This window comes from Geodermatophilus sp. SYSU D01045, from assembly GCF_054050295.1.
Window position 1 is genome coordinate 73,295 of the sequence record NZ_JBJGZB010000010.1, and the last position, 14,929, is coordinate 88,223.

10 protein-coding genes are annotated in these 14,929 nt (G+C 74.7%); 4 read left to right on the forward strand and 6 right to left on the reverse strand.

Annotated features, from left to right (window positions below; genetic code table 11):
* Positions 1–24: 24 nt before the first annotated feature.
* The 6 genes from glfT1 to ACI798_RS10155 form a co-directional block, all read right to left on the reverse strand.
* Positions 25–936 carry a galactofuranosyltransferase GlfT1 gene (glfT1, locus tag ACI798_RS10130; RefSeq protein ID WP_457047852.1) on the reverse strand — a complete coding sequence of 304 codons (912 nt, stop codon included), beginning with the start codon at positions 934–936 and terminating at the stop codon, positions 25–27.
* A complete protein-coding gene (gene wzt / locus ACI798_RS10135; RefSeq protein WP_456940926.1) occupies positions 933–1,697 on the reverse strand; it encodes a galactan export ABC transporter ATP-binding subunit Wzt/RfbE in 765 nt (254 codons plus the stop codon). The genes glfT1 and wzt overlap by 4 nt, the downstream gene beginning before the upstream one ends.
* A 2-nt stretch (positions 1,698–1,699) precedes the next feature.
* Complete coding sequence (wzm, locus tag ACI798_RS10140) at positions 1,700–2,533, reverse strand: galactan export ABC transporter permease subunit Wzm/RfbD (protein ID WP_456940925.1); 834 nt, start codon at positions 2,531–2,533, stop codon at positions 1,700–1,702.
* Between the two features lie 94 nt (positions 2,534–2,627).
* Entirely contained in the window at positions 2,628–3,506 is an 879-nt protein-coding gene (locus ACI798_RS10145; RefSeq protein WP_456940924.1) for a glycosyltransferase family 2 protein, read from the reverse strand.
* Between the two features lie 104 nt (positions 3,507–3,610).
* A complete protein-coding gene (locus ACI798_RS10150) occupies positions 3,611–6,397 on the reverse strand; it encodes an N-acetylmuramoyl-L-alanine amidase (protein ID WP_457047853.1) in 2,787 nt (928 codons plus the stop codon).
* A 127-nt stretch (positions 6,398–6,524) separates the two neighbouring features.
* Entirely contained in the window at positions 6,525–7,775 is a 1,251-nt protein-coding gene (locus tag ACI798_RS10155; protein ID WP_457047854.1) for a glycosyltransferase family 2 protein, read from the reverse strand.
* 587 nt (positions 7,776–8,362) lie between these two features.
* On the opposite strand from ACI798_RS10155, the gene ACI798_RS10160 reads away from it, so the two are divergent.
* From ACI798_RS10160 to ACI798_RS10175, 4 genes are all read left to right on the forward strand, one after another.
* On the forward strand, positions 8,363–9,739 hold the full coding sequence (locus ACI798_RS10160; RefSeq protein WP_457047855.1) for an LCP family protein: 1,377 nt from the start codon (positions 8,363–8,365) through the stop codon (positions 9,737–9,739).
* A 2-nt stretch (positions 9,740–9,741) separates the two neighbouring features.
* On the forward strand, positions 9,742–10,542 hold the full coding sequence (locus ACI798_RS10165; protein WP_457047856.1) for a TIGR03089 family protein: 801 nt from the start codon (positions 9,742–9,744) through the stop codon (positions 10,540–10,542).
* Between the two features lie 61 nt (positions 10,543–10,603).
* Positions 10,604–12,730 (forward strand): DUF6541 family protein, encoded by a 2,127-nt coding sequence (locus ACI798_RS10170; RefSeq protein ID WP_457047857.1) that lies wholly within the window; start codon positions 10,604–10,606, stop codon positions 12,728–12,730.
* Positions 12,731–12,764: 34 nt separating this feature from the next.
* Positions 12,765–14,840, forward strand: coding sequence for a DUF6541 family protein (locus ACI798_RS10175; RefSeq protein WP_457047858.1), 2,076 nt, complete (start codon positions 12,765–12,767; stop codon positions 14,838–14,840).
* Positions 14,841–14,929 lie beyond the last annotated feature (89 nt).

The following is a 14,929-nucleotide window of genomic DNA, read 5'->3' on the forward strand; positions in this document are numbered from 1 at the left end:
GGCGTCCGGGGGCCGGGAGGTCCGTCAGCGGGGCCGGGTGAGCCGCTCCTGCCGGCCGGCGCGGGTCAGCGTCCGCCACTCGCGCCAGCCGGCGCGGTCGCGGCGGGAGACCAGGAAGAACCAGCCGAAGCGGACCGTCTCCAGCGGCCGCAGCCAGCGCATGCCGGGCTGGGCCATGAGGTAGCCGCGGTTGCGGTAGGTGAAGTACCGCTTGACGTCGTTCGCCGGGTACTGCGCCGACAGCCGCCCGCCGAGGATGGGAGCGAACTCCGTCGTCCCCTCGGGGTGCAGGTAGGCCGCCTGCGGGCAGGTGCCGAAGGGCAGGCCCGCGCGCAGCAGCCGGCGGTGGATCTCGGTCTCGTCACCGCGGAAGAACAGCCGGTAGTCCGGGACGCCGACGACGTCGAGCGCCTCGGCGCGGAACAGCGCCCCGTTGAACAGGGAGGCGTAGCCCGGCAGCAGGTCCAGGCCCGCGAAGTCGCTGCGGTGCCGCCGCCAGCGCAGGCCCCGGCGCAGCGGGAAGGCCAGGCGGTCGGGGTCGGCCAGGTCGGTGACCAGGGGGCTGACCTCGGCGAGGCCGTGCCGCTCCGCGGCCGCCAGGAGCGTGGCGAGCACCGTCCCGTCGGCGGGCCGGCCGTCGTCGTCGGCGCACCAGACCCAGTCCGCGCCCGTCGCGAGGGCGTGCAGCATGCCGTAGGCGAAGCCGCCGGCGCCGCCGAGGTTGCGCCGGCTGGGCAGGTGGGTGGCCGGCAGGCCGCTGGCCGCGACGACCTCGGCCGCCGACTCGTCCGGCCCGTTGTCCACGACGACGACGTGGTCGACGCGGCGGGTCTGCGCCGCGATCGCGGCCAGGCTCTCGGCGAGCAGCTCGCGCCGGTGCCGGGTCACCACCACGGCGACGACGCACTCCCCCGGCGCCGGGACGGGAGCGGTCACGCGGGCAGGCCCTTGTAGGCGCGCAGCACCTCGTTGAGCTCGCCCTGCTGACGGATCTGCCCGTGCTCCATCCAGATCGCGGTGTCGCACAGCTCGCGGAGGAACTCGTCGGAGTGCGAGGCGAACACGAGCAGCCCCGAGCGCTCGACCAGCGACACCAGCCGCTGCTTGGACTTCTCGAGGAAGGCGGCGTCGACCGCGCCGATGCCCTCGTCGAGCAGCAGGATCTCGGGGTCGATGCTGGTGACCACACCGAGGGCCAGCCGCACCCGCATGCCCGTCGAGTAGGTGCGCAGCGGCATGTGCAGGAAGTCGCCGAGCTCGGTGAAGTCGGCGATGTCGTCGACGCGGTCCTGCATCTGCTTGCGGGACATCCCGAGGAACAGGCCGCGGATCATGATGTTCTCGAGACCCGAGATCTCCGGGTCCATGCCGACCCCGAGGTCGAACACCGGCGCGACCCGGCCGCGGACCTCGGCGATGCCGCGGGTCGGCTCGTAGATGCCCGACAGCAGCCGCAGGAGCGTGGACTTCCCGGCCCCGTTGTGGCCGACGAGACCCACGCGGGCGCCGTGCTCGAGGGTCACGGTGATGTCCCGCAGCGCCTCGATGACCGGCACCTTGGCGCCGCTGTCGATGTTGCCGCCGACCAGGCCCATGACGGTCTTCTTCAGGGAGCGGCTCTTGGCGTCGAAGATCGGGAAGTCGACGCAGGCGTCCTTGGTCACGATGCCGATCTGACCGTCGATGCTGTGGGACACGTTCACACCCAGTAGGAGACGCGGGACCGGTAGCGGCGCAGCACGACCATCGTGAGCACCCACCCGACCACCGTGATGGCGAGGACGACCACCCAGTACCGCAGCAGCTGGTCCTGACCCAGCAGCGGACGGCGGATGATCTCCACGAAGTGCAGGAAGGGGTTGAACTCGGCCAGCCGGGCCCGCTCGGCGATCGCGGGGTTCGGGCTGTTGACCAGCTCGTCGTAGATCCACACGATCGGGGTCAGGAAGAACGCCAGCTGCACGACGCTCTGCGTGATCGGCAGGATGTCGCGGAACCGTGCGGTGATGACGCCGGCGGCGAGGGCGACCCAGGCGCCGTTGACGGCCAGCAGCAGGAAGGCCGGGATCGCGTAGACCACCGTCCACTTCAGCGGCTGCGGGTACACCAGCAGCATGACCAGGTAGACGATCATGTTGTGCGCGAAGAACAGCGTCTGCCGCCACACCAGGCGGTAGACGTGCACCGACAGCGGCGCCGGCAGGTGCTTGATCAGCCCCTCGTTGGCGATGAAGACCTCGGAGCCCTCGGTGATGCAGCCGCTGATGAAGTTCCAGACGATGAACCCGACGAGGACGTGCGGCAGGAAGCGCGCCAGCTCGATGTCGAACAGCCCGGAGTAGAGGATGCCCAGCGCGACGGCCGTGACCGCCATGCTGATGGTGATCCAGATCGGGCCGAGGACCGAGCGCCGGTAGCGCTGGCGGATGTCCTGCCAGCCCAGGTGCCCCCACAGCGTCCGCTGCTCCCAGCCGCGCCGGAGGTCCGCGACGGCCGCGGACCAGGTCCGGCCGGCCGGTTGTGCGATTGCCACGTCGATCCACGCTACCTTCGTGCGGAGCCCCGCCTGGGGCTCGCGATACCACCCGGCCGAGGAGCTCGGCAGGTGGAGGTCGGGGGGACTGCCCTCAGAGAGCGTGCCGCGTGAGGGCGCGCACGGCCTCCCGGTCCTGCTTCTTCACCGCCAGCGGCAGGTAGGTGGCCGCGTGCAGCCGGGAGAGCAGGTGCAGCCGGGCGGCGCGGGCGGCGCGCTTCCAGCCCAGCTCGTCCATCTCGCGGGCCATGCCCTGGAAGTAGTCGCGCTCCTCGTCGAAGCGCGGGCCGCGCATGGCCTTGACCGAGCTGTCCGAGGCCGAGTGCCGGCGGTACCGGAAGCACACCTCGTCGGTGACCACCATGGTGCCGCCGTCCTTGACGATGTCGAGGATCAGCGCGAGGTCCTGGACCACGTGCAGGTTCGGCCGGAAGCCGTGCCGGCGGACCGCCTCGGTGCGCCAGCACAGCGACGGGAACAGGGTCCAGTTGCCGGTCAGCAGGCTGCGGGCCAGCTGCTCGCCGCCGTAGACCCGCCGGCCGGAGCCGTCGAGCTTGATGAGCTTCTTCACGCGGTCGACCAGCGGCAGGTAGACCTGGCCGTTCTCGTCGATGACCTCGACGCCGGGCTGCACGATCGCGGCCTCGGGGAACTCGGTCATCGCGCGGGTGACGACCTCGAGGTAGTTCGGCAGCATGACGTCGTCGGCGCCCATGACCACGACCAGGTCGGCCGTCGCCAGCCCCAGCGCCTTCTGGTAGTTGAGGTTGGCGCCGAGGTTCTGCTGGTTGCGCTCGTAGGTGATGCGGTCGTCCTGCAGCGACTCGAACCACTCGGCGATGCCCTCGACCGGGGTGCCGTCGTCGACGACGAGCAGCCGCCAGTCGGGAACGGTCTGGGCGCGCACGCTCTCGACGGCCTCCTGCATGAGGGCCACGTCGCCGTAGTAGGGCAGCAGGATGTCCACACTCACGCGTACGAGGCTATCCGCCGCCGTGACGGCGCCCGGGCGACCCGCGGGGGTCGTGTGGCGGACTGGTCACACCCGGCTCGCCCGTCACGGGCGCTCCCTGCGGCTCACCGGCGGGTGACGGTGACCCGCCCGGTGGCGGCCTCCCACGTGATCGAGCCGCGCTCGAAGGTGCTGCGCCAGCCGGCGGTGACCGCGGTCTCCCCCGACGTCGGCAGGCCGAGCGGCGAGGTCTCCGCGCCCATCTGCCGGTAGGTGGCCCAGATGCCGCCGAGGACCTCGTGCGTGCCCGTCGCCCGCGACCAGAAGACCGCGCCGCGCTGGAACAGCTGGTAGCGCCCGGCGCCGTCGGCGGTCGGCAGCTCCCCCGTCACCGGGTAGCCCAGGACGCCGGCCTCGGCGCCGAGCGCCGCCCAGCGGGCGCGGATGCCGTTGCGCACCTCGAACGCCCCGGTCGCCGGGGACCACAGCACCGACCCGGTCTGGAAGTGCTGCACCCGGCCCACCCCGTCGGCGGTGGGCACCTCGTCCGAGGTCGGGTACCCGAGTCCGGCCAGCGCGCCGAGGCCCTGGTGCACGCCCAGCACCGCGTTCACGACCTCGTGCACGCCGGTGGCGGCCGACCAGTACACCCGCCCGCCCTGGAAGACCTGGTACCGGCCGGCGCCGTCGGCGGTGGGGAGCTCACCCGACGTCGGGTAGCCGAGGACACCGGCCTCGGCACCGAGCGCGGTCCACCGGGCGCGGATCCCGTTGCGGACCTCGAAGGCGCCCGTCGGGGGCGACCAGACCACGGAGCCGGTCTGGAAGTGCTGCACCCGGCCCACTCCGTCGGCGGTGGGCACCTCGTCCGAGGTCGGGTACCCCAGCCCCGTCAGCGCCCCGAGCCGCTGGTGCACGCCCAGCACCGCGTTGACCACATCGTGCACGCCCGTGGCGGCCGACCAGTACACCCGCCCGCGCTGGAACAGCTGGTAGCGGCCGGCGCCGTCGGCGGTGGGGAGCTCACCCGAGACCGGGTAGCCGAGCACGCCGGTCTCCGCGCCGAGCGCCGCCCAGCGGGTGCGGATGCCGTTGCGCACCTCGAACGCCCCGGTCGCCGGGGACCACAGCACCGACCCCGTCTGGAAGTGTTGCACCCGGCCCACGCCCCCGGCCGTCGGCAGCTCGTCCGACGTCGGGTACCCCAGCCCCGAGATGCCGCCGAGCCGCTGGTGGACCCCCAGCACCGCGTTGACCACCTCGTGCACGCCCGTGGCGGCCGACCAGTACACCCGCCCGCCCTGGAACAGCTGGTAGCGGCCGGAGCCGTCGGCGGTCGGCAGCTCCGTCGACGTCGGGTACCCCAGCGCGCCGCGCTCCCAGCCGAGGGCGGCCCAGCGGTCCCGGATCGCGTTGCGGACGTCCTGCGCGCCGGTGGACGGCGACCAGAAGACCGACCCGCGGGCGAAGTGCGTGTAGGCGCCGCGCCCGTCCGCGGTGGGCATCTCGTCGGTGGTCGGCGCACCGAGGGCCGCCGGCCCGCCGGCCGCCAGGTAGCGGTCGAGGATGGCGTTGCGCACGGCGTGCACCCCGGTGGAGGGCGAGCTGTACATGCGGCCGTTCTGGAACACCTGCCAGGTCACGTCGCCGGAGGTCTGCTGGGCGCCGACGCGCGCGCCGAGCCAGGCGACCGACGGGTCCGACGCGTAGCGGCCCTCGATGGTCGGGGCGCCGTTCATGCGTGCGGCCACCGCGTCGCGGATCTCCGGCAACCGGGCGTAGCCGTAGCGGCCGGGGCAGGCGGTGCTGCCGACGTCGCGGTGCCCGAACAGGGTGGGCAGCGTCACCGAGGTGCCGCGGGCGTAGCGCGAGGTCCCCCCGCCCTCGGAGGTGAGCGTGGTGCGACCGCGCGGGTCGATGCCGTAGAGGGAGAACTTCCACGCCACGACGGCGGCCACCGCGTCGACCGTGGCCTGCGGCACCGGGACCGTGTCGTGGTTGCCGAGCATCGAGACGCCGAAGGTGCCGGTGTTGAAGCCGCCCGCGTGCGCGGCGACGACGGCGCTGGCCAGCCCGCCGTACCGGCCCTCCCACAGCCGGCCGAACTTGTCCACGACGACGTGGTAGCCGATGTCGCCCCAGCCGAGGCTGACCGTGTGGTAGCGGTAGATCGACCGCATGATCGCCGGCACGTCGTCGGCGGTGTAGTCGTTGGAGTCCGCGGTGTGGTGCAGCGTCGCGGCATTCACCGTGGCGGCGTAGCGCGGGGCCCAGGTGCGGATGCGCTCGTCGGCCCCCCACTGCGCCCGCGAGTACACCGGCGGCATCGCCAGGGCGGCCTGGGCGGTGTCCTGGATGGCGGGCGTGGTCAGCGCGGTGTCGGCCTCGGACTCCCCCGGGTCGACCAGGTCCAGCTGCACGTCGGTGGGCGCGGCGCCCGCGCGGGTCACCAGCTCCACCTCGACGCCGGTGCTCGGGCCGGTCCACAGCGGGCTGGTCCCGCCGCGCAGCCCGGCCCCGGAGCGCGCGCCGGCGTCGGCGTCGGCGGTCTCGGCGGTGACCTCGGTCCACGCCCCCCAGTCCCCGTCGGCGTCCTGGACGCGGACCTGCACCAGCGTGTCGGTCACCGCCGGGTCGAGGGCCCACGTGACGCCGACCAGGGCGAACTCGTCCACGCCGGTGCGGCGCACGGTCAGCGTCGGCGTGTCCTCGGCCACCCCGGCGACGGGTTCGGTCGTGCCCTCCTGCACCTCCGTGCGCGGGGCCGGGTCCTCCACCGACCCCATCGGCACCTCGTCGACCGACGTGGTGACCGGTTCCGCCTCCGGGGTGGGGGCCGCGTACACCGGCAGCACGAGGACGGTGCCGGTCATGGCGACGGTCAGCAGCGAGCAGGCCACGAAGCGACGCACGGGGACGGCCTCCCGGGAGGTGGTGGACACCGGACGGGGGCCGCACGACGAAGGCACCCCCTCCCTCCATCGGCAGGAGGGAGAGGGTGCCTTGAGTCGAAGTGGCGAGGCCGTGGCCCCGGGGGCCTCAGGCCATCTCGGTCACCCGCGGCCGGTTGCTCCGGCGCAGGCCCAGGATGGAGACGAACAGGCTGTTGAGGACGACCTGGGCGCCGAGGATGAAGCCGACCATCGCCAGGACCACCGTGCGCACCTGCTGGCCGTAGTCGAGCGCACCGAGGTCGGCCTGGCCCCACCGGACGATCGACACGACCGCGGCCACCAGCCCGACGAGGAACAGCAGGCCGCCGACGACCAGGCCGACCTCCAGGGTGAAGCGCTGCAGCACCCGGGTGAGCCGCGGGTCGGGCGGCAGGAAGCCCTCCTCGATGGCGTAGACCTTGGTCAGCAGCCAGAAGGCGATGGCCTGGCTGCCGATGAGCAGCGCCGCCGCCGCGTAGCCGAGCGTGCCGACGTCGAAGGTCGCCGAGCCGATCGTCACCGGGGTGACCAGCAGCACCAGCGTCGCGAGGGCGCCGAGGCCGGCGAGCACGAAGCCGGGGAAGAGGAACAGCCACCGGGGCGCGAACAGCAGCAGGAAGCGCAGGTGCCGCCACCCGTCGCGGAAGCTGCGCAGGTGCGGGGGCCGGCTGCGCCCGTCCTTGCTCAGCGTGGTCGGGACCTCGGTGACGCGGTGCCCGGCGAGGACCGAGCGGACGACGACCTCGCTGGCGAACTCCATGCCGGTCGTGTGCAGGTCCAGGTCGAGCAGCCGCTGCCGGTTGAACCCGCGCAGGCCGCAGTGGAAGTCGCCCACGCGGGCCTTGAAGAACAGGCGGCCGATGAACGACAGGACCGGGTTGCCGACGTAGCGGTGCAGCGGCGGCATGGCGCCGTCCTCGATGCCGCCCTGGAAGCGGTTGCCCATGACGAGGTCCGCGCCGCCGCGCAGTTCCTCGAGGAAGGCGCCGAGGTCGGAGAAGTCGTAGCTGTCGTCGGCGTCGCCCATGACCACGTAGCGGCCGCGGGCGGCGCGGATGCCGCCCATGAGGGCGTTGCCGTACCCCTTCTCCGAGACCGGGACGACCCGGGCGCCCTCGGCCTCGGCGATGGCCTGCGAGCCGTCGGTGCTGCCGTTGTCGGCGATGACGACCTCACCCCGGACGCCGCTGCGCTCCAGGTAGCCGCGGGCCTTGCGGACGCAGGTGGCGAGCGTCTCCGCCTCGTTGAGGCAGGGCATGACGATCGACAGCTCGACGTCCTCGTGCGCGGCCGTCGGGGCCGGGTCGCCGTGGGTCGCGGCCGCGGTGTGCGGCGTCCCGGCGATCGGGGCTGCCACGGTGTGGGCTGCCGACGCGGCGGCCCCGGGCTCGGCGGTCCGGAGGGTCTCGTGGGCACGCACCGGTGGACTCCTGTCTTCGTGCGGCGGTTTCCGGGGGACAAAGGTAGGCGCACCGGAGAACCGACACGGGGACGTCCGGCGCGTTCCCGCCCCCTCCGGCGCAGCAACCACACGCGCGCCTCGCGCCACGGCGGGCAGGGACCGGGGACCCCAGCATCCCAGACGGCGGCCGCCCACGCTCCGGCGCGTGCGGGACCCGCCGCCCGTGACGGCTGGTGCGGGTGGGGTGGTGCGCGACCAGACGGGCGGCAGGTGCGCGACGGGCAGCCGCGACCCGGGACGGAGCGTTCCCCCGTGTCGCACGGCCACCGGGCACTCCACCCGCACCTAACCTCGGTCGTGTGACCCGAGACCGCAACGAGCAGGGTGGAGCCCCGGGACGCCCGATCCCGGCGCGGCTCGACCCGCGCGCCGGCCGTCCCTCGCGCCCCCGCGGGCGGGGTGCCGACGAGACCGCGGGACGCCGTGCCGACCGCGGGACCGGCGCGTCGCACCGCCGCCGGGGGGCCCGGGCCGCCCGCGGCGTGGCCGCCGTCCTGTCGGTGGTCCTGCTCGGTGCGAGCGGCTGGGGCTGGTACCTGGGCCGGGTCGCCGAGGCGACGGTCAACCGCACCGACGCCATCCCGGACGACGGCAACTCCGGCACCGGGGACGCCCCCGAGGCGATGAACCTGCTGCTGGTCGGCAACGACAGCCGCGCCGCCCTCACCCCCGAGCAGCTCGCCGAGCTCACCGCCGGCGAGGACTCCGGGATCAACACCGACACGATGATCCTGGTGCACGTCCCGGCCGACGGGTCGCACGCGTCGTTCGTCTCGTTCCCGCGCGACTCCTACGTCGAGATCCCCGGCTACGGGACGGACAAGCTCAACGCCGCCTACGCCTACGGGTACGGCGAGGTCGACGACGCCGCGCCCGAGGCCGAGCGGCAGGCCGGCGGCGCGCAGCTGCTGGTGCAGACCATCAGCCAGCTCACCGGCCTGCAGATCGACCACTACGCCGAGGTCGACCTGCTCGGCTTCTTCAACCTCACCAGCGTGGTCGGCGGCGTGGAGGTCAACCTCTGCGAGGCCGTGGACGACTCCGCCTTCTCCGGCGCGGTCTTCCCCGCCGGGAAGCAGACCATCGCCGGCGCGGACGCGCTGGAGTTCGTCCGTCAGCGGCACGGGCTCCCCCGCGGCGACCTGGACCGGATCGTCCGCCAGCAGGTGTTCATCGGCGGCGTGCTCCGCAAGATGCTGTCCGAGGACGTGCTGCTGGACCTGGGCAAGCAGCGCGAGCTGATCCAGGCGGCGTCGGAGTCGCTGACCATCGACGAGGACCTCGACCTGCTCGACCTCGCCCAGCAGATGCAGTCGGTGACCGCCGGCAACATCGAGTTCCAGACGATCCCGATCGTCGGCGACGACCGCGACGAGGAGGGCCGCTCGATCCTGCGGCTGGCCGACGAGGACGAGCTGCACGACTTCTTCGCCGAGCTGTCCGCCGAGCCCGAGACCGCCGCCCCGGCGGCCCCGGCGGCGCCTGCCACCGTGGCGCCCGCCGAGGTGTCGGTCGCGGTCTACAACGGCTCGGGCACCCCGGGCCTGGCCGCCGACGCCGCGTCCTCGCTCGAGACGGCCGGCTTCACGGTCACCAGCACCGGCAACGCCGACAGCAGCGACTACGCGACGACGACGATCCGGCACGCCGCCGGCGACGAGGCGCTGGCCGCCACGCTCGCCGCGCAGGTCCCCGGCGCCGTCACCGAGGTCGCCGACGACGCCACCTCGGGCACCGTCCAGCTGGTCCTGGGCAGCGACTTCAACGGCGTCGGCCGGCCGACCACCCCCGCCGCGCCGTCGTCGCCGGGGACCGCGGAGCCGCCCCGCACGGCGGCCGACACCTCCTGTATCAACTGACCGTGGTCCCGCAGCCCGCCACGCCCGGCGACCTGCTCGCGGCGGCACTCCGCCGCGACGCCGCCGCCCCCCTCGTCACGGCGTACGACGACGCCACCGGCGAGCGGGTGGAGCTGTCGGCGGCCACCCTGGCCAACTGGGTGGCGAAGACGGCCAACCTGCTGCAGGACGAGTTCGACGTCGGGCCGGGCAGCACCGTCGCGGTCGCCCTGCCCGTGCACTGGCAGACCGCCGCCGTGCTGCTGGCCGTGTGGAGCTGCGGCGCCGCGGTGCTCGACACCGCCGTCGAGGACGACGGCGCCCTGGACGCCGCCGACGTCGTCCTCGCCGCCCAGGACCGGCTGGCCCCGCTCGAGGAGCAGGACCTGCCCGACCTGCTGGGCCTGTCGCTGCACCCACTGGGCCTGGGCATGGCCGGCTACGCGGGGCCGGCGCGCGACTTCGCCCTCGAGGTGCGCGCGCACGGCGACGTCTTCGCCCCGTACACGCCGCCGGAGCCGTCCGGTCCCGGGCTCCTGGCCGGCGGCCTGACACTGACCCTCGGGGACCTCGTCGGCACCGCCCGGGGACTCGCCGAGCGGCTCGGCCTGGTCGCCGGCGACCGGGTCCTCGTCGACGACGCGACCGCGGCGGAGGCCGGCCCGGTGGCCTGGCTGCTCGCGCCGCTGGCCGCGGGCGCCTCCCTGGTGCTCGTCCGCCACCCCGACGAGGGCACCCTCCCCCGGCGCGCCGCCGAGGAGCGGGTGACGGCGAGCCTCGGCCGCCGGGTCGACGGGGTCCGGCTGCTCGGCACCGGGGCGTGAGCGTGCCGCACTCCCCCGCACCGCTCGCCCACCCGTTCCCCCCGCCACCCTGGAGTACGACGTGAGTGACCGTGCGGTCCTGGCGGTCGGCCTGCTGCTGCTCTACCTGCCCGGCGCGCTGCTGTTCGTGGTGTGCCGGGTCCGGTCGCTGAAGGTGTGGCTCGGGGCCGCTCCCGCCGCGACCCTCGGCGTGTACCAGCTCGCCGCCCTGGCCGGCCCCGTCGTCGGCGTCCGGCTGTGGTCCGCGGCCACGGCGGTGGTGGCCGCGCTCGCCGTGGCCGCGGTCGTGCTCGAGGTCCGGGCCCGCCGCTCCGGCGTCGTCCCGGACGTCGTGCGGTCGGCCCTCGGCACGGTCACCTCCCGGCCGCTGACGGTCCTCGCCGGCGTCCTCGGCGTCGCCACCGCGTGCTGGCTGGCGACCACCAGCTGGCTGCGCGGGCTGGCGGGGCTGGCCACGCCCCTGCAGGAGCACGACCCCGTCCAGCACCTGCTGCTGACCGCCTTCGTCGCGCGGACCGGGGACGCCTCGCCCTTCGACGTCATGCCCCTGGACCTCGCCACGGGCGGCAACGTGCGCTTCTACCCGGCCGGTCTGCACACGTTCGCCGGGCTGCTGGCCGGCCCGGCGCCCGACCCGGTCGTCGCGTTCAACGCCGCGGTGGTGCTGCTGCTCGGCGTCGCCGCGCCGCTGACCCTCGCCGCGGCCGTCGCCGCCGTCGCCGGCCGGCGGTACGGGGTGCCCGCGGGGGCGCTGGCCGCGCTGACCAGTTCGGTCCTCTACCGGCCGCAGTTCCAGCTCGCCCACGACGCGGGGATCTTCGCGTTCGGCGTGGGCCTGGCCCTCGCGCCGGCCGCGGTCGTCTGCCTGCTCGGGCTGCGCAGCGGGGGCCGCGGCCTGCCGGTCGTCACCGCGGTGGTGGCCCTCGGGCTCTACGCGATCCACCCCTCGATCGCCGTCATCGTCGTCATCGCCCTGGTGGCCGGCGGTGTCGCCGCCCTGACCGACGCCCGCGTGCGCCGCTGGATCGGCGACACCCGGTGGGCCCTGCTGGCGACCGCCGTCCTCAGCGCCGTGCTCGTCACCCCGTGGCTCCTGGCCAGCCTGCGCGTCGGCGGCCAGGTCACCGACTACCCCGAGGTGCCGCCGCTCGAGCGCTTCCCGGACGCGGTCGAGCGGGTCGTCGGGGCGCGCTACGGCGGCTTCCTCGACCCCACGCAGACCCACCACCAGACCGCCTTCGCCGTCCTCGCGCTGATCGGCCTGCTCGGCTGCCTGACGCAGCGCCGGCTGCTGCCGCTGGCCGCGGCCTGGCTCGCCTGGCTGGCCATCGCGATCGGCTTCACCACCGGGCTCGACGACGCCCCCGTCCTCGAGCAGATCGGCGGGCTGTTCTACAACAGCACCGCGCGGCTGACGAACACGACCTACGTCCTGGCGGCCGCCGTCGCGGGGGCGGGGATCGCGGGGCTCGCCGCACGCCTCGCCGACCTCGCCGGGTGGCGCCCCCGGCGCCAGGCCACCCCCGAGGCCACCGCCGACACCACCGCCGGGGCCACCGGCGGTGGCGCGACGGCGTCCGGCCGGCGGCTGCCCGAGGTCCTCGTGCCCCTCGTCGCGATCGCCGTCGGGGTGACCTTCGTGCTCGTCTCGGCCCTCGACTACCGGGTGGTGAACACCCAGTCGGTGGCGGGCCGCGCGTCGACGCCGGACTTCGTCCGGGTCAGCGCCGAGGACCGCGAGGCCTTCGCCTGGCTGGCCCGGCAGGACGGGGTCGGTACCGTCATGAACAACGGGAACGACGGTTCCACCTATCTCTACGTCTACGAGGGCATCCCCGTGGTCAACGTCTACCCGGTGGGTGTCGCCGAGGCGCGCTACGGCATCTACCTGATGGAGCACTTCGACCGGATCGACACCGACCCCAAGGTCCGGTGCCTGGTGCAGCGGTACGGCATCACCCACGTGTTCGTGTCGCTGACCTCGCCCCGGATCGGTGCGGCCGCCGCACCCTTCGGCTGGGTGGACGGGCCGACCTTCGACTTCGCCCCCGGCCTCGACGGCCTCGACCAGGCGGACGACGTCCGCCTCGTGCACCGCAACGCGGACGCCAGCGTGTACGCCGTCGACCGGGCCGTCCTCGAGGGCGACGACCAGCGGGCCTGCTCCGCCGACCCCGCCGCCCCGTGAGCCCCCGTCCCGTCCCCCACGCCCGGGCCGTCCGGTGAGCGACACCGGGGTCCTCCTCGCGGGCCTGGCGCTGCTGTACCTGCCGGGGCTGCTGTTCCTGGCCGTCTGCCGGGTGCGCTCCCTGGTGCTGTGGGTGGGAGCGGCGCCGGCGGTCACGCTCGGCCTGCTGCAGGTGGCCGCCCTCCTCGGCGCACCGGTCGGGGCACCGGTCTGGACGGCAGGTGCGGCGCTCCTGGCCGTCCTGGCCGTGGCCGGGGTGGTCCTCGAGGTGCGCGCCGGTGCGGACGGGGTCGTCCGGGGGGTCCTGGGGTCGGCCGTGGACCGGGTCCGCACCCGGCCGTGGGCGGCCGGACTCGCCGTCGCCGCCGTCGGGACCGGCTGCTGGCTGGCCTCGACGACGTGGCTGCGCGGTTTCCACGGGCTGTCCACGCCGTCGCAGGAGCACGACATGGTGCAGCACCTGCTGATGGCGGCCTACGTCGCCCGCACCGGGGAGGCCTCCCCCTTCGAGCTCATGCCGCTGGACCTCGCCACCGGGGAGAACGCCCGCTTCTACCCCGGCGGCCTGCACACGTTCGCCGGGCTGGTGAGCGACGTCGCGCCCGACCCGGTGGTGGGCTTCAACGCCGCGACGGTGCTCGTCCTCGGCGTCGCCGCGCCGGTGACCCTGTTCGCCGCCGTCGTCGCGGTGGCCGGCCGGCGCGACGGCCTCGTGGCCGGGGCGCTGGCCGCGCTGTTCGCCTCGGTGCTGTACCGGCCCTCGTTCCAGCTCGCCCTCGACGGCGGCATCCTGGGCTACGCCGCGGGCCTGGCGCTGGCGCCGGTGGTGGCCTGCTGCCTGCTCCGGCTGCCCCGCCGGCTCGGCGCCGACGTGCTGGTGACGCCGGTCGTCGTGCTGGCCGTCTTCGCCGTGCACCCGTCGATGGCCGTGTTCGTCGCGGGGACGACGGCCGTGGCCGGCGCCGTGGCGCTTCCCCGCTCGCCGGTCCGGCGGTGGGTCGCCGAGCGGTGGCGGGTCCTGCTCGCCACGGGCGGGGCGACGGTGGTCCTGCTCGTCCCGTGGCTGCTGGCCAGCTCCCGGGTCGGCGACCAGGTGAGCAGCTACCCGGAGCGGCCGGCCACCGAGCCGTTCCTCGACGTCGCCCTCCGCCTGCTGCGGTTCACCTACTCCGGCTTCTTCGACCCCGGCCAGACGCTGTACCACGCGGCCTTCGCGGTGCTGTTCGCCGTCGGGGCGCTCGGCTGCCTGACGCGCCTGCGGCTGCTGCCGCTGCTCGCCGCGTGGGCGGCCTGGGCGCTGCTGGCGATCGCGTTCAACGCCGGGCTCTCCGGGGCGCCGGTCGTCGCGCAGGTCGCCGGCTTCTTCTACAACAGCCTGACCCGCCTGGTGGACCTGAGCTGGGTCCTCGCACCGGCCGTGGCCGGCGCCGGCCTCGCCGCTCTCCTCGGTGGCGCCGCGGAGCTCGCCGCCCGCCCGGGGCGCGGGGACGCCGGGTCCCGGCGCGCGCGGGTGCTGCAGGCGGCCGGGCCCGTCGTGGCCGCGGCGCTCGCCCTGGTGTTCCTGCTGACCGCGGGCCTGTCCTACCGGGACCGCAACACCGAGGCGGTCGCCGCCCGGTACGGCGAGCCCGGCTTCGTCCGCGTCAGCGCCGACGACCGGGCCGCCTTCGACTGGCTGGGCGACCAGGACGACGTCGGCCGGGTGCTCAACAACGGCAACGACGGGAGCACCTACCTCTACGTCTACGAGGGCATCCCGGTGGTGAACGTGTTCCCCCTCGGGGTGGCCGAGTCCCGCTACGGCATCTACCTGATGGAGCACTTCGACCGGATCGCCACCGACCCGAAGGTGCGCTGCCTGGTGCAGCGGTACGACATCACCCACCTCCTCGTCTCGCGGACCTCCCCGCCGGTGTGGGCGGCGGCCGCGCCGTTCGGCTGGGTCGACACGCCGCTCTTCGACGCCGCACCGGGCTTCGCCGGGCTCGACGACGTGGACGAGGTCGACCTCGTCTTCCGCAACGGGGACGCGAGCGTCTACGCCGTCGACGAGTCGGTCCTGGACGGCGACGACGAGGCCGCCTGCACGGCGGACCCCGCCGCCCCCTGACGGGGATCCCGCCCGCGCGGGTACCGGTCCCGGACCGGACGGACCGCCGGGCGGGGCGCGCTATAGGTTCGGACCGGGCCCCGGGTGGC